Origin of the sequence: Pseudooceanicola atlanticus, assembly GCF_000768315.1 — a bacterium.
Classification (GTDB): Bacteria; Pseudomonadota; Alphaproteobacteria; order Rhodobacterales; family Rhodobacteraceae; genus Pseudooceanicola; species Pseudooceanicola atlanticus.
Genome location: NZ_AQQX01000005.1, coordinates 87,471 through 107,852, shown reverse-complemented (window position 1 = coordinate 107,852; position 20,382 = coordinate 87,471). Strand labels below are relative to the sequence as shown.

The window sequence follows — 20,382 nt, the reverse complement described above, 5'->3', positions numbered from 1 at the left end:
GGCTTGGGCCTTCGCGGCTATCGTCACCCCGGGGCCGAGTGGGTCCCGTCCCCCAATATCAACGAACGGCGCCATGGCGGCGGGCCGGATATCGTGATCGTGCACCACACGGCCATGGCGACCGCCGAGGCCGCGCTGGAGCGTCTGTGTGACACCGATCCGCCCGAGGGGCTGCCACCGGTGTCGTGCCATTACCTGATCTCGGAAACCGGCCATCTGTGGCAGATGGTGGATGAACGCGACCGCGCCTGGCATGCCGGTCTGGGCGCCTGGGCGGATGTGGACGAGGTGAATTCCCGCTCCATCGGGATCGAGCTGGCCAATACCGCGACGCATCCCTACCCGGAGCCGCAGATGGCCGCGCTGGAGGCCTTGCTGCCCGGCATCCTCGAGCGCTGGTCGATCCCGGTCGAGCGGGTCATCGGCCATTCCGACATGGCGCCGCACCGCAAATCCGATCCCGGCCCCCGTTTCGACTGGGCGCGGCTGGCGCGGCGTGGCCTGGCGGTCTGGCCGTCTGAGGGCCCGGCAGGGGAGGTCGATGCAGAGCGTTTCGCGGCGGACCTGGCCCGGATCGGCTATCACCTGCCCCCGGCCGAGGCGCCGGAGGCGCTGCTGCTCTGGGCCTTCCGGCTGCGGTTCCGCCCCTGGGCGGCCGAGGCGCGCGGTCCGCTGGAGCCCGAGGATTGCCGCATCGCCCACGACATCGCGGACCGGTTCCCGGCGGTTCGGGGGGCGGCGGGGGTCTGAGGGGGCATCCGTTAAAGCGTGCTGGATCGAATTGATCGCATCGCCCTTGCTCTTCTACGCACGGCTTGGGGGGGGCGGACGGCCCGTTGCGACTTAGAAATTTGGTGTGCTGTGGGGGACGAAGTTCTCGACCCAGTGAAATAATTTTTTCCCGATCACCACTCTTCTCCGCACGGAATCAAGCCGAAGGCGCCGTGCGAGCGCCGTCCCGCCCCCACGGGGCGGCGCTTTGGTGAAGTTAGCGACTAGCCATGTGCGAAGATGTGGATTGCACCATGAAAGCGCCGGAGCGGATCGGTCGGAGCGCCGCCCCGCGGGACGGCGCTCTCACGGCTTGGAGTGATGTGGGGTGTCGGTATCGACAGAGACCCTTTGATGCTCCCAGATGCGCAGCTCAACGGACCAAGCTCTGACGGTTGCCGGTCTTCTCTTGTCGACTTGCCTTGGATCGGGCGGAGGCCGGGATGCGCGCCCTTGGGCGCTCAATACCCGCGGGCGCGGTCGACGAGGTGGAGGAGGGGCTCTCCGGCTTCGGCGCGGCGGATGTTGTCGGCGATCACGCGGGAGGCAGAGGCAGGGCGGGTTTCGGACGCGATATGGGGCGTCACGGTGACCTGCGGATGCGCCCAGTAGGGGTGATCGGCGGGCAGCGGCTCGACCCGGAAGACGTCGAGCGTGGCATGGGCCACGGCGCCGCGGTCGAGCGCCGACAGCAGCGCGTCGTCGACGATCAGCGGGCCGCGGCCGGGGTTCAGGATCACCGCGCCGCGCGGCAGCAGGTTCAGGGCCTCGGCATCCAGCAGGTCCTCGGTCTGCGGGGTGCGGGGCAGGAGAAGGACCAGGATCTGTGCGCTGGACAGGGCCTTGGCCAGGCCGTCATCGCCATGCAGGCAGGTGATGCCGTCTATGGATTTGGGCGAGCGGCTCCATCCGGTGACGGGAAAGCCGAGGCCGGCCAGCGCCTGGGCGCAGGCCGCGCCCAGTTCGCCCAGCCCCAGGACGGTGACGGGGCGATCGGTCGCCAGCGGCGGCACCTTGGGTTTCCACGCGCCGGACTGGTTGGCGAGGAAATAGTCGATGTCGAGGTGATGGCGCAGGGCATGGCCCGTCACCCAGTCGATCATGCCCTGGGTCAGGCCCGGATCGACCATGCGTGTCAGCGGCATTGTGATGGTGTCATTGCCGACGATCCCCTCGACCCCGGCCCAGAGGCTGAGCACGGCGCGGGCGCGGGTGAAGGGGGTGAAATCCGACATGTGGTCGTTGGGCGCGTAGACGATGTAATCGACGTCCTCGGCGGGCAGGTCGGTCGACAGCGTCGCGTCGATCCCGGCCTCAGACAGGGCCCGGCCCAGCGGATCCTCGTACTCCGACCAGAGGGCAGGCGGGGCGGAAAAGAGGACGTTGACGGGCATGAAGCGACCTTTGCTGGTTGAAGGGATCAGGAGGGCGCCCGCGGATCAGCGCGGGCGGTGGATATGCGCGCTTTGCACCAGGCCGAACGCGGTCAGCAGGACCAGCATGGCGGACCCCCCGTAGGAGACCAGCGGCAGCGGCACGCCGACGACGGGCGCGAGGCCCATCACCATCGACATGTTCACGGCGAAGAACAGGAAGAAGGTCGTCGCGATCCCGAGCGTCAGCAGGGAGGCGAAGCGATCCTTGTTGGCCAGCGCCGAGGAGACGCAGAAGACGAGGATAAGCGCATAGAGCGCGAGCAGGGAAAACGCGCCGATGAAGCCGAATTCCTCGGCCAGGGTGGTGAAGATGAAATCGGTATGTTTCTCGGGCAGGAAGTTGAGCCGCGATTGCGTGCCCTGCATGAAGCCGCGCCCCGTCCAGCCGCCGGAGCCGAGCGCGATCTTGGCCTGGGTGATGTGATAGCCGGCCCCCAGCGGATCGTTGGACGGGTCGATGAAGGTGTCGATGCGGCGGAACTGGTAATCCTTGATCAGCTGCCAATCGGTGCCACGGGACTGGAACACGGTGGCCACGGTGGCGATCCCGGCCGAGATCACGGCGACGAAATAGGCCCAGTGCACACCGGCCAGGAACATCACCGCCCCGCCGCCGATCATCAGCAAAAGCGCGGTGCCGAGGTCGGGCTGGCGCAGCACCAGGAAGGTCGGCAGCAGGATCAGCAGGACCGGGATGATGACCCAGATCGGCCGCGAGGTCCGCTTGATCGGCAGGGCGTCGTAATAGGCGGCGAGGATCATCACCAGCGTGATCTTGGTCAGCTCGGACGGTTGCAGGCGCATGAAGCCGAGGTCGATCCAGCGCTGCGCGCCCATGCCGACCGCGCCGAAGAATTCCACGCCGACCAGCAGAAGGATGGAGCCCAGATAGGCCACGACCGACAGGTTGCGCCACAGCCAGATCGGCACCATGGCGACGACGAACATAGCTGCCAGGCCGATCAGGAAGCGCTTCATCTGCGGTTCGGCCCAGGGCGACAGTGACCCGCCCGCGACCGAGTAGAGCATCAGGAACCCGAAGGAGGCCACGGCCGTCAGCAGCAGCACCAGCGGCCAGTTCAGGTACAACACCTTGCGCGCGCCGGAGGGCACGGTCTTGACGTTATACTCGAGATAACTCATGCGCGGCTGCTTCCGTCGGTCTTGGCGTCGGGACGGTACTTGCGCAGTTTTTCCTGCAGGGCCTCGATCCGGCCGCGATCCTTGGTCGGGTAGGCATCGAGCGGCGGGTCTTCGCCGTAAAGCGCCTGAAGCGTGATGTCACGGGCCACGGGGGCCGCGGCGGACGACCCGCCGCCGCCATGTTCGATGATGACCGCCACGGCGATCCGGGGATCGTCATAGGGGGCGAAATCGACGAAAAGCGCGTGGTCGCGGCGTTCCCAGGGCAGGTCGGCGTTGGACCGCACCCCGGCCGCGCGTTCGGCGGCGGTGATGTTGCGCACCTGCGAGGTGCCGGTCTTACCGGCCATGCGCATGCCTTCGGCGATGATGCGCGACCCGTAAGCGGTGCCCCGGCGGTTGTTGGAGACGGCGAACATGGCCTTGCGCACCTGGCGCAGGTGGTTTTCGTTCAACCCGAGGCTTTCGCCGTCGCCGGAGGTCTGTTCGATCCCCTCGATCGTCTTGATGAGGCGCGGCGACACGGCGCGGCCCGACGCGATCCGCGCCGTCATCACCGCCAGTTGCAGCGGCGAGGCCAGCACGAAGCCCTGGCCGATGGCGGAGTTCACGGTGTCCCCGATCACCCATTCCGCATCGCGGGCGCGGCGTTTCCATTCCTTGGTCGGCGTGAGGCCCGAGGCGACGGCGGACATCGGGATGTCGAAGCGTTCGCCCAGCCCCATCTTGCGCGCCATGGCCGAGATCTTTTCGATGCCCAGTTCGAGGGCCAGTTCGTAATAGAAGACGTCGCAGCTTTCGCGGAGGGAGGATTCGACGTTCATGTGGCCGTGGCCCGCGCGTTTCCAGCAATGGAAGCGGCGGCCCGAAACCTCGAGGTGGCCGGGGCAGTAATAGGTGTCTTCGGGGCCGATGATGCCCTCGTCGAGACCGGCCAGCGCGACGACCATCTTGAAGGTGGAGCCGGGCGGGTAGATGCCCTGCACCGACTTGGCGGCGAGGGGGCGGTACTTGTTCTCGGTCAGCGCCTTGTAATCGCTGACGGAAATACCGCGCACGAAGAGGTTCGGATCAAAGGTCGGGGCGGAGGCGATGGCCAGCAGGTCGCCGTTGTGGACGTCCATGACCACCGCCGCGGCGCTTTCGCCGTCCAGCCGGGCCTGCACATAGTTCTGCAGCTCGTGGTCGATGGTCAGCTGGAGGTTCTGGCCCTGGATGCCTTCGCGGCGGTCCAGTTCGCGCATCTCGCGACCGACATGGTTGACCTCGACCCGGCGGGCGCCGGCCTTGCCGCGCAACTCGTCCTCGAGCTTGGATTCGAGACCGACCTTGCCGATCTGGAAGCGCGGGATGAACAGCAGCTGATCCGGTGCCTCGATCTTTTCCAGGTCGTAATCCGAGACCGGGCCGACATAGCCGATCACATGGGCGAAATCCGATCCCATCGGATAGGTGCGGGTCAGGCCGACCTCGGGGGTGACGCCGGGCAGGGCGGGGGCGTTCACGGCGATCTGGGTGACGTCGGACCAGCTGACCTTGTCGGCGATGGTGACCGGGAAGAAGGGTGAGGTGCGCCGCAGCTCGGTCATGGCGCGGTTCAGCTCTTCCTCGTCGAGTTCGATCAGGTGCGACAGGCGGGCGATGACCTCGTCGACATCGCCGGCATCCTCGCGCGTCAGGGTGATCCGGTAGGAGGGCTGGTTGACCGCGATCGGCTGGCCATTGCGGTCGAAGATCTCGCCCCGCGCCGGGGGGATGAGGCGGATGTTGACGCGGTTTTCCTCGGCCAGCAGGCGGAACTTGTCGGCCTCCTCGACCTGCATGTAGCGCATCCGCAGGGCCAGCACGCCCATGAACCCGGCCTGAAGCCCGCCGACGATCAGCGCGCGGCGGCTGATCTTGCGGGCGCCGCGGGCGGTATCCTTGGTCGGGCGTCTCATAGCTTGTGCCCCAGCGTGTCGACCTCGCCCAGGGCGACGCGGCGCACCCCGAAGAGCGCGGCCACGGCCAGCACCATGATCGGGTAGGCCAGGATCGACATGGCCAGCTGGCTGACCGAAAGCAGCAACGGCGGCTGCGGGATCAGGAAGATCGCCATGACGATGCGGTAGCCCAGCAGGACGCCGACCAGACCTAGCCCGGCGGTCAGCCATTCCACGGTGAAGGGCAGGGTGCGCAGCCCGTCGGCGCGGGCGCGCAGCGCCTCGGTGGTGACGACGACGAGGCCGGCCATCAGCCCGGGCGGGCGCAGCAGCAGCAGATCGCCCAGCACGATGACCAGCGCCACCAGCGCGGGCGGCACGAATTCCGGCCGCCGCAGGGCGAAGGCGAAGGTCATCAGCAGGATCAGGTCCGGCCCGGCGAAATCGCGCGGCGTGGTCTGCAGCGGAACAAGTTCCAGCATGTAGACGCCCAGCCCGATCCCCAGATAGGCCGCGCGCATGGTCCAGATGCGGGTGGCGGAGGTGGCGACCGGATCAGCCATCGACATCCTCCCGCGTGAGATCGAGCGCGGCGGGGTCGGCGGGGTCCCCATCGGGTTCGATCAGAGACCCGGGGTCGCGGATCGTTTCGGTGCCGAGGTGACGCAGCACCCGCAGGTATTCCAGCCGTTCGAAATCGGCCGCCAGGCGCACGCGAAGGCGCCCGCCCGGATCCTGCGCGACACGGCCCACGAGCAGGCCGGCCGGGAACACCCCGCCATCACCGGAGGAAATCACCCGGTCGCCCGGGCGCACCAGGTCCGGGGCCTCGATGAAGTCGATGGGGGGCGCGGCGGAATTGTCGCCCTCGATCAGGGCGCGCTGGCCCGAGGGCTGGATCGTCACCGGCAGGCGCGAGGACGTGTCGGTCAGCAGCAGGACGCGGGCGGTCTTGTCGCCAACGCCCGAGATACGCCCGACCAGCCCGATCCCGTCCATCGTGGCCCAGCCGTCGACGATGCCGTCGCGGGCGCCCACGTTCAGCAGCACGGATTGCCGGAAGGGCGACCCGCTATCGGCCAGGACCACCCCGGTGACATGGGTCAGCCGCGGGTCGAGCCGCACCTTGTTGAGATCGAGAAGCCGCGCATTTTCCTGCTCGAGCTGCAGGGCGGCCTCTTTCCACGCCTTCATCTGCTGAAGTTCCCGACGGAGTTCCTGATTCTGCTGATGAATCCGAGCATAGGATTGGAAGTCGCGCAGGATGTTCAAACCCCCGTGAACCGGCGCCATGACCCAGTCGAAGGAGGGCACGACCTGGTCGATCACCTGGGCGCGGAACCGTTCGACCCGGGGGCTGTCGATGCGCCAGACGAGGAACAGGCCGAACAACAGCAGGATCACCACGCCGGCCAGCAGGCGGCGCAGGGGTCTGAAATAATCCTCGTCCTGTTTGCGATCGTTCGCCAAAGTTTCCCCTACTCAAAAGAGGGTGGGCAGATCAGCTGTCGTAGTCAATCGCGTGGCGCAGCAGTTTCTCGTATTCCAGCGCCTTGCCGGTGCCGAGGGCCACGCAGTTGAGGCTTTCATCCGCGATGGACACGGCCAGGCCGGTCTGTTCGCGCAACGCCAGGTCCAGGTCGCCCAGCAGCGCACCGCCACCGGTCAGCATCACGCCGCGGTCGACGATGTCGGCGGCGAGGTCCGGGGGCGTGGCTTCGAGCGCGGTCATCACCGCCTCGCAGATCTGCTGCACGGGTTCCGACAGCGCCTCGGCCACCTGGGCCTGAGTGATCTCGGTTTCCTTGGGCACGCCGTTCAGCAGGTCGCGGCCGCGGATCTGGAGCGACTCGCCCCGGCCATCGTCGGGCATGCGCGCCGTGCCGATGGTGGTCTTGATGCGCTCGGCGGTGGATTCACCCACCAGCAGGTTCTGCTGGCGCCGCAGATAGGAGATGATCGCCTCGTCCATCCGGTCGCCACCGACGCGAACGGAGCGCGCGTAGACGATGTCGCCCAGCGACAGAACGGCGACCTCGGTGGTGCCGCCGCCGATATCGACGACCATGTTGCCGGTCGGGTCGGTGATCGGCATGCCGGCGCCAATGGCCGCGGCAATGGGTTCGGCGATCAGGCCGGCGCGACGGGCGCCTGCGGACAGCACCGACTGGCGGATCGCGCGCTTTTCAACCGGGGTGGCGCCGTGGGGCACGCAGACGATGATCTTGGGCTTGGAGAAGGTCGAGCGCTTGTGCACCTTGCGGATGAAGTGCTTGATCATCTCTTCGGCCACGTCGAAATCCGCGATCACGCCTTCGCGCATCGGGCGGATCGCCTCGATCGTGCCGGGGGTCCGGCCCAGCATCAGCTTGGCATCCTCGCCGACGGCCAGGACCTTCTTGACGCCGTCCTTGACGTGGTAGGCCACGACGGAGGGTTCCGACAGGATCACGCCCTTGCCCTTGACATAGACAAGTGTGTTCGCGGTCCCAAGGTCGATTGCCATGTCCGAGGAAATGAGCCCCGGTATCTTGTCGAAAATTCCCATTTTCCCCGCGTTCCTGCGAAATACCCCAATCAGCCCTGCGACTCGTTAAGAGGCGGGCTGTTCGCCCTTTTAGCGGGGGCAGGGCGCAGACAAAAGGGCCTGACCGGGTTTATCAGCGCCATTTCGCCCGGTTCGCCCCGCACAGGACACGTTGCCGCGGGCGTTGCGGGGCGCTAGGGGAGGACCATGCTGAGCTATCAACATCTTTACCATGCCGGGAACCCGGCCGACGTGCACAAACATGCCCTTCTGGCCTGGATGCTGGCGCGGCTGGGCGAGAAGCCGAAACCGCTGACCTATATCGAAACCCATGCGGGGCGGGGGATCTACGACCTGTCCGCGCCCGAGGCGGTCAAGACCGGAGAAGCGGCGGCGGGGATCGGGCGGATGCTGCCGCGTTTCGCGCCCGACCATCCCTATCGCACGACCATCGAGGCGCTGCGCGAGGCCGAGGGGGCAGAGGCCTATCCCGGCTCGCCCGCCCTGGCCGCGCATCTGCTGCGCGAGGGTGACACCATGCACCTGGCCGAACTGCACCCGCAGGAACATGCGGCGCTGGAAGGCGCGGTCGGCTGGCGGGCGCGGGTGCATCGCCAGGACGGGTTCGAACTGGCCCTTTCGCTGGCCCCACCCGATCCGCGCCGGGGCCTCTTGCTGATCGACCCGAGTTTCGAGGTGAAGGCCGATTACGAGACGATCCCCAAGGTGATGCGGCAGCTGCACAAGGCCTGGAACGTCGGGGTGCTGGCGCTGTGGTACCCGATCCTGCGGGATGCGGCGCATCTGGAAATGCTGACCTCCTTGGAGCTGTCGGGGTTCACCAAGACGGAACGCCACGAGGTCCGGTTCCCGCCGGTGCGGGACGGGCACAGGATGATCGGATCGGGCCTCTTCGTGATCAACGCGCCCTATGGCCTGGCCGAGGAAGCGGCGCGGATCGAGGCGATGTTCAAGGGCTGAGGGATCAGGGGCCGCGGCGCGCCGTCACTGTTGACGAAAAAGGCCCGGCGCGGGGCCGGGCCTTGATGTTTCGTGCCTTTCACGGCGTTCAGCTGACGTCCTTGTAGCTGATCTCGCGGTTATCGGCGCCTTCGCCGACCTTGCCGCGGCGCACCAGCAGGCGGTTGAGCGCGTGGATATAGGCCTTGACCGAAGCCACGACCGTGTCGGTATCCGCCGATTGACCGGTGACGATGCGGCCGTCCTCGTTCAGGCGGACAGAGACGGTGGCCTGGGCGTCGGTGCCCTGGGTCACGGCATGCACCTGGTAAAGCTCGAGCTTGGCCTTGTGGGGGAACAGCTCTTTCACGGCGTTGAAGCAGGCATCGACCGGGCCGTCGCCCGTGGTCTCGGCGCGCTTTTCCTCGCCGTCGACGATCATCACCATCTCGGCCGACTGGCCGCCGGTGCCGCAAATCACCTTGAGATCCTTGAGCTCCAGCCGGTCGGGGGTTTCGTCCTCGGCGTCGCGGATCAGGGTCCAGAGATCATCCTCGTAGACCTCTTTCTTGCGGTCCGCGAGGTCCTTGAACCGCACGAAGATATCGTTGAGCTGGTTCTGGCCCAGGTCGATCCCGAGCGCGGAGAGCTTGGATTTCAGCGCCGCCCGGCCGGAATGCTTGCCGAGGACGATATTGTCCTCGTTCAGGCCGATATCGGCGGGCTTCATGATCTCGAAGGTCTCGACGTTCTTGAGCACGCCATCCTGGTGGATGCCGGATTCGTGCAGGAAGGCGTTCTTGCCGACGATCGCCTTGTTGTACTGCACCGGGAAGCCCGAGACGGTCGCGACGCGGCGCGACAGCTTCATGATCTTGGTTGTGTCGATGCCGGTGGCATAGGGCATGATGTCGTTGCGCACGCGCAGCGCCATCACGACCTCTTCGAGCGCCGTGTTGCCCGCGCGTTCGCCCAAGCCGTTGATCGTGCATTCGATCTGGCGCGCGCCGGCCTCGACCGCGGCGAGGCTGTTCGCCGTCGCCATGCCAAGGTCGTTGTGGCAATGGGTGGAGAACACCACCTCGTCCGCGCCGGGGACGCGTTCGAGCAGCATCCGGATCAGGTCGGCGGATTCGCGGGGGGCGGTATAGCCGACGGTATCGGGGATGTTGATCGTGGTGGCCCCGGCCTTGATGGCGATTTCCACCACGCGGCAGAGGTAGTCATGTTCGGTCCGGGTGGCATCCATCGGCGACCACTGGACGTTGTCGCACAGGTTGCGCGCATGGGTGACCGTCTCGTGGATGCGGTCGGCCATTTCGTCCATGGTCAGGTTCGGGATCGCCCGGTGCAGCGGCGAGGTGCCGATGAAGGTGTGGATCCGGGGCTGGGCGGCGTGTTTCACGGCCTCCCAATTGCGGTCGATATCCTTGAAATTCGCGCGGGAGAGGCCGCAGATCACCGAATTTTTCGAATTCTTCGCGATCTCGGACACGGCGTTGAAATCGCCTTCGGAGGCGATCGGGAAACCGGCCTCGATGATGTCCACGCCCATCTCGTCGAGCGCCGCGGCGATCTCGAGCTTTTCCTCGTGGGTCATGGTGGCACCGGGGCTTTGTTCGCCGTCACGGAGCGTCGTGTCGAAGATCAGGACCTTGTCCTGTTTGGTATCAGTCATGGGATGTCTCTTTCATTCTCCTAAAGCCATGGCGCGAAACGGCATACCCCTGAGCGGTCGCGCCGGATGTGGCACGCTCAGAGGCGGATTAGGAGTAGGCGCAGGGCAACGGCACGCGAAAGGCGTGCTGCGGTGGTGATATGGCCCTGGGTCAACATGGTGTCTCTATAACTTCGCGGGGAATGATTGAAAACCCGTCAATCACGCCGCAGGGCAGCATCCGCCTTTGGCGCCGTTTGCGGCAGGGTCGGCCGTTGCCAAGCGGAGCGGCCCCTGGCGGGGCCGCACAGGATGTTTTGCGCCGCGTCCTGCGGACGCGTCGCGGTGCCTCCGGCGGGGATATTGACGGGCCAGATGAAAGAGGGGGTTTTGGCCAGGCCCTGCGTTGCGTGGGCTTTTCTGTTGGTTGGTCCGATCTGGCGGGACATTCGGGCGATGGTTTCGATTGATCCGGGCGCGTATCGCCGCACGTAAGCCTTTCATGGAACGTGTTTTGATCATCGGTGAGAGCGGTGCGATCGGCGGGGCCGTCGCGGCGCATCTGAGGGGGCAGGGCTGCGAGGTGACGGGCCTGTCGCGCAGCGCGGACGGGCTGGACGTGACCGACGGGGCCTCGGTCGCGGCGGCGCTGGAGGGGCTGGGCCCGTTCGACCTGGTCCTGGTGGCCACCGGCGCGCTGGAAATCGGCGAGGCGGGGCCGGAAAAGGCTCTGCGCGACATCGACGGGACGGCCATGGCGGCGCAGTTCGCCCTGAACGCCATCGGGCCGGCGCTGGTGCTGCGCCATGCCGCCGACCTGCTGCCGCGCGAGGGGCGGTCGGTCTTTGCAGTGCTGACGGCGCGGGTCGGGTCGATCGGGGATAACCGGCTGGGCGGCTGGTACAGCTATCGCGCGGCCAAGGCGGCGGCGAACCAGATCGTGCATGGCGCCGCGATCGAGCTGGGGCGCAGCCACAAGCAGGCGATCTGCGTCGCGCTGCATCCCGGCACGGTGCAGAGCGACCTGACCGCCAAGTACCTGGGTCGCCACCCGGCGGTGCCGCCAGCGGAAGCGGCGGAGAACCTGCTGAACGTGATCGGCAACCTGAGATCGGTGGATAGCGGCGGGTTCTTCGACTGGCGCGGGGAGCGTGTCGAATGGTGAGGCGCGTCATCCTGGTCCTGGGGGACCAGCTGTCGCCCGACCTGGCCGTTCTGCGCGACGGCGATCCCGAGCAGGATGTCGTCGTCATGGCCGAGGTCGCGGACGAGGCGGGCTATGTGCCCCATCACCCCAAGAAGATCGCCCTGATCTTTTCGGCCATGCGCCACTTCGCCGAGGAGCTGCGCGAGGGCGGCTGGGATGTGCGCTATTTCCGGCTGGACGGGGACGAGGCGCCGCGCTCGATCTGCGGTGCGCTGATGCGGGTGGTGCAGGATTTGTCGCCGGAGGAGGTCGTCGCGGTCGAGCCGGGCGAATGGCGCCTGATCGACGCGCTGGAGGCCTGCCCGGTGGGCGTGCGCATGGTGGAGGATGACCGGTTCTACGCCTCGCACAAACGGTTCGAGGACTGGGCCGATGGCCGCAAGGAACTGCGCATGGAGTGGTTCTACCGCGAGATGCGGCGCGAAAGCGGGCTGCTGATGGAGGGCAGTGATCCGGCGGGGGGCAAGTGGAATTACGACAAGGAGAACCGCAAGCCGGCGGAGCGGTCGCTGTTGCAGGCGAAACCCATGGAATTCACCCCTGACGCCATCACCGAAGAGGTGCTGGCGCTGGTGGGCGACCGGTTCGGCGAAAATTTCGGGTCGCTGGACGGCTTCGTCTTTGGCGTGACGCGCGGCCAGGCCCGCCGCGCGCTGAGCCATTTCGTGAAGACCCAGCTCCCCGAATTCGGCGATTACCAGGACGCGATGCTGCGGGACGAGCCGTTCCTGAACCATGGCGTGTTGTCGATCTACATGAATATCGGGCTGCTCTCGCCGCGGGAGGTCTGCGCGGCGGCGGAAGCGGCCTGGAAGGCGGGGGACGTGCCGATCAACTCGGCCGAGGGGTTCATCCGCCAGATCCTGGGCTGGCGTGAATATATCCGCGGCATCTATTTCCTGAAGGGACCGGATTACGTGGCCTCGAACACACTGGAACAGGGGCGCGATCTTCCCGCGCTCTACTGGGGCGCCGAGACCGACATGACCTGCCTGCGGGAGGCCGTGGCCCAGACCCGCGACCTGGCCTATGCGCATCATATCCAGCGGCTGATGGTGACCGGCAACTTTGCCCTTCTGGCGGGCGTCGATCCGGCGCAGGTGCATGAATGGTACCTGGCGGTCTATGCGGATGCCTTCGAATGGGTCGAGGCGCCCAATACGGTGGGCATGTCGCAATGGGCCGATGGCGGGGTGGTGGCGTCGAAGCCCTATGTCTCGTCCGGCAGCTACATCAACAAGATGAGCGATTATTGCAGCGGCTGCGCCTATTCGGTGGACACGAAGGTGGGCGAGGGGGCCTGCCCGTTCAACCTGCTATACTGGCATTTCCTGGATCGCCACCGCGACCGGTTCAAGGGCAACCGGCGCATGGGCGTGGTCTATTCCAGCTGGGACAAGATGGCCGAGGACAAGCGGCGTCAGATCCTGTCGGAGGCCGAGGACTTCCTGGACGGGCTGGAAACCGGGTATTGAACGTTCAGCGCAGGCGGTCGATCAGCTGCTGCGCCATGCCGGCGCCCAGCAGGTAAAGGCTCGACACGATCAGGCCGACCTGCACCGCCATGCCCGGATCGAAGCGGGTCAGCGCGGCGATCAGCGCCAGCACGGTCCAGAGCGCCGCAACCGACAGCGACACCGGGCGCCAGCGCTTGGTCCGCACCGGGTGGATGAAGCGCAGCGGCAGGAACATCGCGATGGCCAGAGCCGTGATGATCGGCAGAATCACCCCGGGCGGCGGCGTGGTGGCAAAGAGCACCAGCACCAGCATGTTCCAGCAGCCGGGGAAGCCGTGAAAGCTCTTGTCCGCGGTCTTCATCCAGCTGCCCGCGAAATAGAGCCCGCTGGAGAACGTGACCCCGATCAGCACGACCCAAGCCCAGATGCCCGGCAGGATGCCCGACTGGAACAGCGCGTAGACCGGGATGAACACGTAGGTCAGGTAGTCGATGATCAGGTCCAGCAGCGCCCCGTCGATATGCGGCGCGTTGGTGGTGACGTCGTATTTGCGCGCCAGCGGTCCGTCGATTCCATCGACCGCGAAGGCCACGACGAGCCACAGGAACATGATGCCCCATTTCTCGTCGACCGCCGCCAGAAGGGCGAGCATGGCAAAGACCGCGCCGGTGGCGGTCAGCAGATGAACGGAAAAGGCGCGAAGAACGGTACTGGACATGGTCTGATTGTAAGGCTTTTGTGACCGGAGGGAAGTCAGATTTGGTCGGGAGAGCAGGGGATGAGGTCGCAGGCGGGCGCGAGGATCAGGCCGGGCATCGCAAAATCGTGGGGAAAATCGAACGATCGTGCCATGTCCGGTGACATGCGCCACGGGTTTGACGGAGCCGGGGTTTGAACCACCTGATGTTTATGCGACACTCAATCTTAAGGAGAACGGGGCCTCGCACGGGCCGTCCGGCATGGCCCCGAACACGACCAGACAGACATGACCGCAAGGGAGATCTCTCATGACAGCCCAAGTGATCACAGCCGTTCTTATCCTGCCTTTCGCCGCGGCGTTCATCTATGCGGGGGTTCATGAATACCTGCGCTACAAATCCGATGGCCGCGCCACCTACGGGCTGGTTTACGACGAGGATACCGGGACCACCCATGTGACCGGCATTCCAGAGGACGAAGAAGCCTTCGACCCCGACGATTTCGACCCCAGCAATTATCGCGACCTCGAATTGCGGACCTCCGATGAGGAAGGGACCGACGAAGACGAGGCCGACGGGCGGAAGGCCGAAGACGAATCCGAAGACGACCGCAGGACAGCGCGCGCCTGACAGTCCCGCCTGTCGCAAGACGTTAGGGACCGGATCAGCCGACCCGGTTGACGTGACCCATCTTGCGGCCGGCCTTGACCTGCGCCTTGCCGTACAGGTGCAGCGCGGTGTTCGGCTCTTTCGCGAGGTCGGGCACGCGGTCCATGTCGTCACCGATCAGGTTTTCCATCACCACGTCCGAATGCCGGGCCCCGTCACCCAGCGGCCAGCCGGCCACGGCGCGGATGTGTTGTTCGAACTGGTCCACCGCGCAGCCATTCTGCGTCCAGTGGCCGGAATTGTGCACGCGCGGCGCGATCTCGTTCACGATCAGGCCCTTGGGCGTCACGAAAAGCTCGACCCCCATCACGCCGACATAATCCAGCGCGTTCAGCACCTTGGCTGCCAGCAGCACGGCATCCGTGCGGGCCGAGGCGGGCAGGGCGGCGGGCACGGTCGTGGTGCGCAGGATGCCCTCGCGATGCACGTTCTCGCCCGGATCGTAGCACGACACCGACCCGTCGAGGCCACGCGCCGCGATGATCGACACCTCGGACGTGAAATCGACGAAGCCTTCCAGGATCGCCGGGGCGCCGTTCATTTCGGCCAGGGCCGTGTCGGCGTCGTCCGGCGACATGATCCGCGCCTGGCCCTTGCCGTCATAGCCGAAGCGGCGGGTCTTCAGGATCGCGGGCGTTCCGATCTCGGCAAGCGCGGCCTTCAGCGCGGCGGCGTCGGGAATATCGGCATAGGGCGCGGTTTGCAGGCCCAGTTCGGTCAGGAAGTCCTTTTCGGTCAGCCGGTCCTGCGAGATGCGCAGCGCCTCGCGGCCCGGGCGGATCGGCTTGAGATCTTCCAGCAGGTCCAGCGCCTCGGTCGGGATGTTCTCGAATTCATAGGTGATGACGTCGACGGACTGGGCGAACTGCTTCAGCGCTTCGGCGTCGTCATAGTCCGCCTTGAGGTGGAAATTGGCGACATGCGAGGCCGGGCAATCGCCGCCCGGTTCAAAGATGCAGGTCTTGTAGCCAAGCCGCGCGGCGGCAACCGACAGCATCCGGCCCAGCTGGCCGCCGCCGAGGATGCCGATGGTGGAACCGGAGGGAAGGGGATCAGTCATCGGAAGGCTCGTCTGGAATGGAGGCGGACAGGGCCTCGCGCCAGGCATCGAGGCGCTGGGCAAGGGCGGGGTCGGACACGGCGAGGATCCCCGCGGCCATCAGCCCGGCATTGGCCGCGCCGGCGGCCCCGATGGCCATGGTCGCGACCGGGAAGCCCTTTGGCATCTGGACGATGGAATAGAGGCTGTCGACGCCCGACAGCGCCCGGGTCTGGACCGGCACGCCGACCACGGGAATACGCGTCTTCGATGCCATCATGCCGGGCAGATGCGCGGCGCCGCCGGCGCCCGCGATGATGACATGCAGGCCCCGTTCGGCGGCCGTCTTGCCATAGGACCACAGCCGGTCGGGCGTGCGATGCGCCGAGACGATCTTGGTCTCGTAGGCGATCCCCAATTCATCGAGGATCGTGGCTGCTTCTTTCATCGTGGGCCAGTCGGACTGGCTGCCCATGATGATCCCTACCTTGATGTCGCTCATCGGCCTTCCCCATGGCTGGTGCAGGTTCCGGGTTATAAGCGCTCGGGCGGTTTTCGCAATCGGTTGTGGGGTCTTGTGCGGCTTCGATGTGGGGCGGTGCTCGCACGGCTTGGATGGGGGAGGCGGCAACGCTTACCGCGCACCCGGGTCAGGGATGGAAAGTCTGCCGGTCGCCAATGGGCCGCCCGAAGGGTCCCAGACCCGTCCGATCAGGCGATGATGTCCGGGGTCAGTCGGTCCTCGATCGCGGCGATCTTGTCCTTCAGGCGCAGCTTCTGCTTTTTCAGGCGCTGAAGCGTCAGCATGTCGGCGGTGCCACGGTCGTGCAACGCCTGGATCGCTTCGTCCAAATCGGCATGTTCGCGGCGGAACACTTCAAGTTCCACCCGCAGGACCTCTTCGGTCTTCATCGAAATGTCGCTCTCAGCGTTCATTCCGTTTGATTCCCCTGCTTCGCTCAAGGTCTTCAACATACAAGAGTTTCAACCGTCAGGCAAAGCCCTTGCGATGGATTGGTAAAACCCTTGCGCAGGGGCTGCGGGGTGCCCATATTTCCTTCAGGGTCGCCGAAAGGGGCCCCGATAGACTGTCGCTTAAAGACCAAGGACGTGTCATGACGAAACTGACCCTGGGGACCCATCCCTACATGCTGGGGTTCGAGCAGCTGGAACGGCTTCTGGAACGGTCGGCCAAGACCGGGAATGACGGATACCCGCCGTTCAATATCGAACAGACCTCCGAGACATCGTACCGCATCACCCTGGCCGTGGCCGGATTCGCCGAAGGCGATCTGAGCATTACGTTGGAAGACAGCCAGTTGGTGATCCGCGGCCGGCAGAGCGATGACAGCGATGGCCGGCACTTCCTGCATCGCGGGATCGCGGCCCGCCAGTTCCAGCGGTCTTTCGTGCTGGCCGAGGGTGTCGAGGTCGGCGAAGCGATCATGGAGAACGGATTGCTTCATGTGGATCTGACCCGGGTCGAGCCCGAGAAGATCGTCCAGACCATTCAGATCAGAAGGGGGTAAGTCATGGACACGCAATATGAATTCAAGCAAGAGGCCGACCGGATCGTTTATGTCCGCGCGGTCGAAGTGGCCGACCTGCCCGAAGATGTCCGGGCGCAGGCCGAAGGGCTGGACCGGCTCTATGCCGTGCATGACGCGACCGGCGAACGCCTGGCGCTGGTGAAGGACCGCCACCTGGCCTTCGTGCTGGCGCGCCAGAACGACCTGGCCCCTGTCACTGTACATTGAGTGGGCCATTGATCGGGTCCGCTGACGCGTTTGCGGCGCCGACCGGGCGCCGCGGTCCGGGCGCGGCCTGATGCCGGGACGCGCGCCGTTCCGGATCGGTGACCATACCATTCCCGCCGGGCAGCGGGCGACGATCGGTCTGCCGGTCTCGATGCTGCCCGACCATACACCCGTATCGCTCAGGGTTCACGTGATCCATGGCCGCCGCGAGGGGCCGGTCTCCTTCGTCAGTGCCGCGGTGCACGGGGACGAGGTGATCGGCGTCGAAATCGCCCGCCGCCTGCTGGACCAGAAGGCGCTGGACGGGGTGCGGGGCACCCTGCTGGTCGTGCCCATCGTGAACACGTTCGGCTTCCTGCATCATTCCCGCTACCTGCCTGACCGTCGCGACCTGAACCGGTCGTTTCCGGGGAGTGAAACCGGGTCGTTGGCCTCACGTCTGGCGCATCTCTTCCTGCATGAGGTCGTTGCCCGCTGCGATTTCGGGATTGACCTGCATTCCGCCGCGATCAACCGGACCAACCTGCCGCAGGTCCGGGTCAGCCCCGACAACCTGGGCCTGATGGAACTGGCCCGCGTCTTTGGCGCGCCGGTCATCCTGCCCTCGAAGGAACGCGACGGATCGCTGCGCGCCGAGGCGGCGGATCGCGGCGTGGAAACCCTGCTTTACGAGGCGGGGGAGGGGCTGAGGATCGACGAAAGCGCCGTGCGCATTGGGCTGGCCGGTATCCTGCGGGTGCTGCGGCACCGGGGCATGCTGGGGGGCCGGGTGCCCACGGGGCCGAAACGTCCGCCGCTCCTGGCGCGCAGCAGCACCTGGCTGAGGGCGCCCGGCGGCGGCATGTTGCGCACGCTGCGCCGGGACGGGCAGGTCGTGGCCAAGGGCGACCTGATGGCGCTGGTCGCCAGCCCGTTCGGCGGCGAAGACCTCGAGATCCGGGCGCCGAATGCGGGGATCATCGTCGGCCAGGCTGTCATGCCCGTGGTGAACGAAGGCGACGCGGTGTTTCACCTGGCCGAGATCGAGCGCCAGGTCGAAGGCATCGTGGCCGAGGACGTGGCCCTGCACCTGTCCCGCGATCCGCTGTTCGACGAAGACGAGATCATCTGATCTCAGCCCTTCAAGCGCCAGCCCAGGGCGGCCCGCCACGCACAGGCCAAACGAAAACACCCCGGACCTTTCGGACCGGGGTGTTTCCAACTCAGGGGTCTGCGGCGGCTCAGTGGCCGGCGATCAGGCCCATGCTTTCCAGCTTCAGCACCACCTGGTGGGCGCAGTTGTCCACGTCGGTGCCTTCGGTTTCCACGCGCAGTTCCGGGTTTTCCGGAACGTCATAGGGGTCGGAGATCCCGGTGAATTCCTTGATCTTGCCTTCGCGGGCCAGCTTGTAGAGACCCTTGCGGTCGCGCTTTTCGCATTCTTCGATCGAGGTCGCGACATGCACTTCGATGAAGGCACCGAATTGTTCGATGTCTTCACGCACCGCGCGGCGGGTGGTCGCGTAGGGGGCGATCGGCGCACAGATCGCGATACCGCCGTTCTTGGTGATCTCGGAGGCGACATAGCCGATGCGGCGGATGTTCAGGTCGCGATGCTCTTTCGAGAAGCCAAGCTCGGAGCTGAGGTTCTTCCGCACGATATCGCCGTCGAGCAGGGTGACCGGACGGCCGCCCATTTCCATCAGCTTGACCATCAGCGCGTTCGCGATCGTCGACTTGCCCGAGCCGGAGAAGCCGGTGAAGAACACGGTAAAGCCCTGCTTGGAGCGCGGCGGCTTGGTCTTGCGCAGTTCCGCGACAACCTCGGGGAAGGAGAACCACTCGGGTATCTCCAGGCCCTCGGCCAGGCGGCGACGCAGTTCGGTGCCCGAGATGTTCAGGATGGTCACGTCATCCTTGTCGGTGATCTCGTCATTGGGTTCGTACTGGGCGCGTTCCTGCACATAGACCATGTGTTTGAACGGCACCATCGCGATGCCCATTTCCTCTTCGTGCTGCTTGAACAGCTCCTGCGCGTCGTAGGGACCGTAGAAATCCTCGCCCTGCGAGTTCGAGCCCGGGCCGGCATGGTCACGGCCGACGATGAAGTGGGTGCAGCCGTAATTGGCACGGATCAGGCCGTGCCAGACCGCTTCGCGGGGGCCGGCCATGCGCATGGCGAGCGGCAGCAGCGACATCGCGGTGGTCGAGCCCGGATACTTGTCCAGAACCGCCTCGTAGCAGCGCACGCGGGTGAAGTGATCGACGTCGCCCGGCTTGGTCATGCCGACGACCGGGTGGATCAGCAGGTTGGCCTGGGCTTCCTTGGCGGCGCGGAAGGTCAGTTCCTGGTGCGCGCGGTGCAGCGGGTTGCGGGTCTGGAAGGCCACGACCTTGCGCCAGCCCAGCTTGCGGAAATGGGCGCGCAACTCGTTGGGGGTGTCGCGACGGGCGCGGAAATCGTAGTGCACGGGCTGCTGGATGCCGGTGACCGGGCCGCCGAGGTAAATCTTGCCGGCGGTGTTGTGCAGGTAGTTGACGGCCGGATGCGCGTCGTCATCGGCGCCAAAGACCTTTTCCGCTTCCTTGGACTTGTCCGGGGCCCAGCGGTCGGTGACGGTCATGGTGCCCAGGATCACGCCTTCCTGGTCGCGCAGAGCGATGTCCTGCCCGATCTCGATGCTGTCGGCGAACTTCTCGGACACGTCGAGCGTGATCGGCATCGGCCACAGGGTGCCGTCCGCCAGACGCATGTTGTCGACGACGCCGTTGTAATCTTCCTCGGTCAGGAAGCCCTTGAGCGGGTAGAACCCGCCATTCATCAGCAGCTCGAGGTCGCAGATCTGGCGCGGGGACAAATCCCAGCTCGTCAGGTCGGCGGCTTCGACTTTGAGTTTCTGGGCGGAATCGTAGGAAACAAACAGCTCGGGGATCGGAGCGAGATTTGGAATTTGCATCGAGTAACTCTCATTCATGTCAATGTCCGCCCGGACGGCGGCGGTTCGCACGCTCCGGGGCGTAGACCGTGGGTCGCTCAAAGGCAAGAGAAGCAGGGATTTTCGGCTCAAAATGGGCAAAAATGCTGCAGCGCGGCGGAAAATGGAGAGGATTTCCGCCTTTGCCGCCCGGTTTGGTCCGAAATGGTCCGCATGGGGTGGCA

Annotated in this window: 20 protein-coding genes; 8 read left to right on the top strand and 12 right to left on the bottom strand. The window is 65.9% G+C overall.

The features are described from left to right. Positions 1–3: 3 nt before the first annotated feature. Positions 4–750 (top strand): N-acetylmuramoyl-L-alanine amidase, encoded by a 747-nt coding sequence (locus ATO9_RS13945; protein WP_238318765.1) that lies wholly within the window; start codon positions 4–6, stop codon positions 748–750. A gap of 482 nt (positions 751–1,232) precedes the next feature. Here ATO9_RS13945 and ATO9_RS13940 read toward each other — a convergent pair whose 3' ends face one another. Genes ATO9_RS13940 through ATO9_RS13915 form a run of 6 tightly spaced genes read right to left on the bottom strand, consistent with a single transcriptional unit; the run spans position 1,233 to position 7,820 of the window. Further along, on the bottom strand, positions 1,233–2,165 hold the full coding sequence (locus tag ATO9_RS13940; RefSeq protein ID WP_043750174.1) for a 2-hydroxyacid dehydrogenase: 933 nt from the start codon (positions 2,163–2,165) through the stop codon (positions 1,233–1,235). Positions 2,166–2,210: 45 nt separating this feature from the next. Continuing rightward, positions 2,211–3,350, bottom strand: a complete 1,140-nt coding sequence (gene rodA / locus ATO9_RS13935) for a rod shape-determining protein RodA (protein WP_043750171.1) — start codon at positions 3,348–3,350, stop codon at positions 2,211–2,213. Beyond that, positions 3,347–5,290, bottom strand: a complete 1,944-nt coding sequence (gene mrdA, locus ATO9_RS13930; RefSeq protein ID WP_043750169.1) for a penicillin-binding protein 2 — start codon at positions 5,288–5,290, stop codon at positions 3,347–3,349. The genes rodA and mrdA overlap by 4 nt, the downstream gene beginning before the upstream one ends. Further along, entirely contained in the window at positions 5,287–5,835 is a 549-nt protein-coding gene (locus ATO9_RS13925; RefSeq protein ID WP_043750167.1) for a hypothetical protein, read from the bottom strand. Before ATO9_RS13925 ends, mrdA begins: the two co-directional genes overlap by 4 nt. Continuing rightward, the gene (mreC, locus tag ATO9_RS13920) at positions 5,828–6,742 is read right to left on the bottom strand and encodes a rod shape-determining protein MreC (protein ID WP_043750164.1); all 915 of its coding nucleotides are present in this window, start codon (positions 6,740–6,742) and stop codon (positions 5,828–5,830) included. Before mreC ends, ATO9_RS13925 begins: the two co-directional genes overlap by 8 nt. Before the next feature lie 31 nt (positions 6,743–6,773). After that, complete coding sequence (locus ATO9_RS13915) at positions 6,774–7,820, bottom strand: rod shape-determining protein (protein WP_043750162.1); 1,047 nt, start codon at positions 7,818–7,820, stop codon at positions 6,774–6,776. Between the two features lie 186 nt (positions 7,821–8,006). On the opposite strand from ATO9_RS13915, the gene ATO9_RS13910 reads away from it, so the two are divergent. Next, the gene (locus tag ATO9_RS13910) at positions 8,007–8,780 is read left to right on the top strand and encodes a 23S rRNA (adenine(2030)-N(6))-methyltransferase RlmJ (RefSeq protein WP_043750158.1); all 774 of its coding nucleotides are present in this window, start codon (positions 8,007–8,009) and stop codon (positions 8,778–8,780) included. A gap of 88 nt (positions 8,781–8,868) precedes the next feature. On the opposite strand, the gene ATO9_RS13905 is transcribed toward ATO9_RS13910, so the two are convergent. Further along, positions 8,869–10,437, bottom strand: a complete 1,569-nt coding sequence (locus ATO9_RS13905; RefSeq protein ID WP_043750156.1) for a 2-isopropylmalate synthase — start codon at positions 10,435–10,437, stop codon at positions 8,869–8,871. A 481-nt stretch (positions 10,438–10,918) separates the two neighbouring features. Here ATO9_RS13905 and ATO9_RS13900 point away from each other — a divergent pair, with 481 nt between their 5' ends. Together ATO9_RS13900 and ATO9_RS13895 are read left to right on the top strand one after the other, a co-directional pair. After that, positions 10,919–11,581 carry an SDR family NAD(P)-dependent oxidoreductase gene (locus tag ATO9_RS13900; RefSeq protein ID WP_043750153.1) on the top strand — a complete coding sequence of 221 codons (663 nt, stop codon included), beginning with the start codon at positions 10,919–10,921 and terminating at the stop codon, positions 11,579–11,581. Next, the gene (locus ATO9_RS13895) at positions 11,575–13,098 is read left to right on the top strand and encodes a cryptochrome/photolyase family protein (RefSeq protein ID WP_043750151.1); all 1,524 of its coding nucleotides are present in this window, start codon (positions 11,575–11,577) and stop codon (positions 13,096–13,098) included. The genes ATO9_RS13900 and ATO9_RS13895 overlap by 7 nt, the downstream gene beginning before the upstream one ends. 4 nt (positions 13,099–13,102) lie before the next feature. Here ATO9_RS13895 and ATO9_RS13890 read toward each other — a convergent pair whose 3' ends face one another. Continuing rightward, positions 13,103–13,798: a CDP-alcohol phosphatidyltransferase family protein gene (locus ATO9_RS13890; protein ID WP_043750148.1), complete on the bottom strand. Its 696-nt coding sequence runs from the start codon at positions 13,796–13,798 to the stop codon at positions 13,103–13,105. A 289-nt stretch (positions 13,799–14,087) separates the two neighbouring features. Between ATO9_RS13890 and ATO9_RS13885 the strand changes: the two genes are divergently transcribed. Continuing rightward, positions 14,088–14,408: a hypothetical protein gene (locus ATO9_RS13885; RefSeq protein ID WP_052418330.1), complete on the top strand. Its 321-nt coding sequence runs from the start codon at positions 14,088–14,090 to the stop codon at positions 14,406–14,408. A gap of 34 nt (positions 14,409–14,442) precedes the next feature. Here the strand turns inward: ATO9_RS13885 and ATO9_RS13880 are convergent, their stop codons facing one another. From ATO9_RS13880 to ATO9_RS13870, 3 genes are all read right to left on the bottom strand, one after another. Beyond that, a complete protein-coding gene (locus ATO9_RS13880) occupies positions 14,443–15,507 on the bottom strand; it encodes a 5-(carboxyamino)imidazole ribonucleotide synthase (protein WP_043750145.1) in 1,065 nt (354 codons plus the stop codon). After that, positions 15,500–15,988, bottom strand: coding sequence for a 5-(carboxyamino)imidazole ribonucleotide mutase (gene purE, locus ATO9_RS13875; protein WP_043750142.1), 489 nt, complete (start codon positions 15,986–15,988; stop codon positions 15,500–15,502). The genes ATO9_RS13880 and purE overlap by 8 nt, the downstream gene beginning before the upstream one ends. 209 nt (positions 15,989–16,197) lie before the next feature. Continuing rightward, positions 16,198–16,422, bottom strand: a complete 225-nt coding sequence (locus tag ATO9_RS13870) for a YdcH family protein (RefSeq protein WP_043750139.1) — start codon at positions 16,420–16,422, stop codon at positions 16,198–16,200. Positions 16,423–16,601: 179 nt separating this feature from the next. Here ATO9_RS13870 and ATO9_RS13865 point away from each other — a divergent pair, with 179 nt between their 5' ends. From ATO9_RS13865 to ATO9_RS13855, 3 genes are all read left to right on the top strand, one after another. Then, positions 16,602–17,015, top strand: coding sequence for an Hsp20 family protein (locus tag ATO9_RS13865; protein ID WP_043750136.1), 414 nt, complete (start codon positions 16,602–16,604; stop codon positions 17,013–17,015). A gap of 3 nt (positions 17,016–17,018) precedes the next feature. After that, positions 17,019–17,243 carry a DUF1150 family protein gene (locus tag ATO9_RS13860; RefSeq protein WP_043750133.1) on the top strand — a complete coding sequence of 75 codons (225 nt, stop codon included), beginning with the start codon at positions 17,019–17,021 and terminating at the stop codon, positions 17,241–17,243. Between the two features lie 70 nt (positions 17,244–17,313). After that, on the top strand, positions 17,314–18,354 hold the full coding sequence (locus ATO9_RS13855) for a succinylglutamate desuccinylase/aspartoacylase family protein (RefSeq protein ID WP_043750130.1): 1,041 nt from the start codon (positions 17,314–17,316) through the stop codon (positions 18,352–18,354). A gap of 109 nt (positions 18,355–18,463) precedes the next feature. On the opposite strand, the gene ATO9_RS13850 is transcribed toward ATO9_RS13855, so the two are convergent. Beyond that, on the bottom strand, positions 18,464–20,197 hold the full coding sequence (locus tag ATO9_RS13850; protein ID WP_238318763.1) for a bifunctional sulfate adenylyltransferase/adenylylsulfate kinase: 1,734 nt from the start codon (positions 20,195–20,197) through the stop codon (positions 18,464–18,466). Positions 20,198–20,382 lie beyond the last annotated feature (185 nt).

Excerpts from the sequence above, each read along its gene's own strand:
- ATO9_RS13940 (WP_043750174.1), bottom strand. The coding sequence starts at position 2,165 with ATGCCCGTCAACGTCCTCTTTTCCGCCCCGCCTGCCCTCTGGTCGGAG.
- rodA (WP_043750171.1), bottom strand. The coding sequence starts at position 3,350 with ATGAGTTATCTCGAGTATAACGTCAAGACCGTGCCCTCCGGCGCGCGC.
- mrdA (WP_043750169.1), bottom strand. The coding sequence starts at position 5,290 with ATGAGACGCCCGACCAAGGATACCGCCCGCGGCGCCCGCAAGATCAGC.
- ATO9_RS13925 (WP_043750167.1), bottom strand. The coding sequence starts at position 5,835 with ATGGCTGATCCGGTCGCCACCTCCGCCACCCGCATCTGGACCATGCGC.
- ATO9_RS13915 (WP_043750162.1), bottom strand. The coding sequence starts at position 7,820 with ATGGGAATTTTCGACAAGATACCGGGGCTCATTTCCTCGGACATGGCA.
- ATO9_RS13910 (WP_043750158.1), top strand. The coding sequence starts at position 8,007 with ATGCTGAGCTATCAACATCTTTACCATGCCGGGAACCCGGCCGACGTG.
- ATO9_RS13905 (WP_043750156.1), bottom strand. The coding sequence starts at position 10,437 with ATGACTGATACCAAACAGGACAAGGTCCTGATCTTCGACACGACGCTC.
- ATO9_RS13900 (WP_043750153.1), top strand. The coding sequence starts at position 10,919 with ATGGAACGTGTTTTGATCATCGGTGAGAGCGGTGCGATCGGCGGGGCC.
- ATO9_RS13895 (WP_043750151.1), top strand. The coding sequence starts at position 11,575 with ATGGTGAGGCGCGTCATCCTGGTCCTGGGGGACCAGCTGTCGCCCGAC.
- ATO9_RS13890 (WP_043750148.1), bottom strand. The coding sequence starts at position 13,798 with ATGTCCAGTACCGTTCTTCGCGCCTTTTCCGTTCATCTGCTGACCGCC.
- ATO9_RS13885 (WP_052418330.1), top strand. The coding sequence starts at position 14,088 with ATGACAGCCCAAGTGATCACAGCCGTTCTTATCCTGCCTTTCGCCGCG.
- ATO9_RS13880 (WP_043750145.1), bottom strand. The coding sequence starts at position 15,507 with ATGACTGATCCCCTTCCCTCCGGTTCCACCATCGGCATCCTCGGCGGC.
- purE (WP_043750142.1), bottom strand. The coding sequence starts at position 15,988 with ATGAGCGACATCAAGGTAGGGATCATCATGGGCAGCCAGTCCGACTGG.
- ATO9_RS13870 (WP_043750139.1), bottom strand. The coding sequence starts at position 16,422 with ATGAACGCTGAGAGCGACATTTCGATGAAGACCGAAGAGGTCCTGCGG.
- ATO9_RS13865 (WP_043750136.1), top strand. The coding sequence starts at position 16,602 with ATGACGAAACTGACCCTGGGGACCCATCCCTACATGCTGGGGTTCGAG.
- ATO9_RS13860 (WP_043750133.1), top strand. The coding sequence starts at position 17,019 with ATGGACACGCAATATGAATTCAAGCAAGAGGCCGACCGGATCGTTTAT.
- ATO9_RS13855 (WP_043750130.1), top strand. The coding sequence starts at position 17,314 with ATGCCGGGACGCGCGCCGTTCCGGATCGGTGACCATACCATTCCCGCC.
- ATO9_RS13850 (WP_238318763.1), bottom strand. The coding sequence starts at position 20,197 with ATGAATGAGAGTTACTCGATGCAAATTCCAAATCTCGCTCCGATCCCC.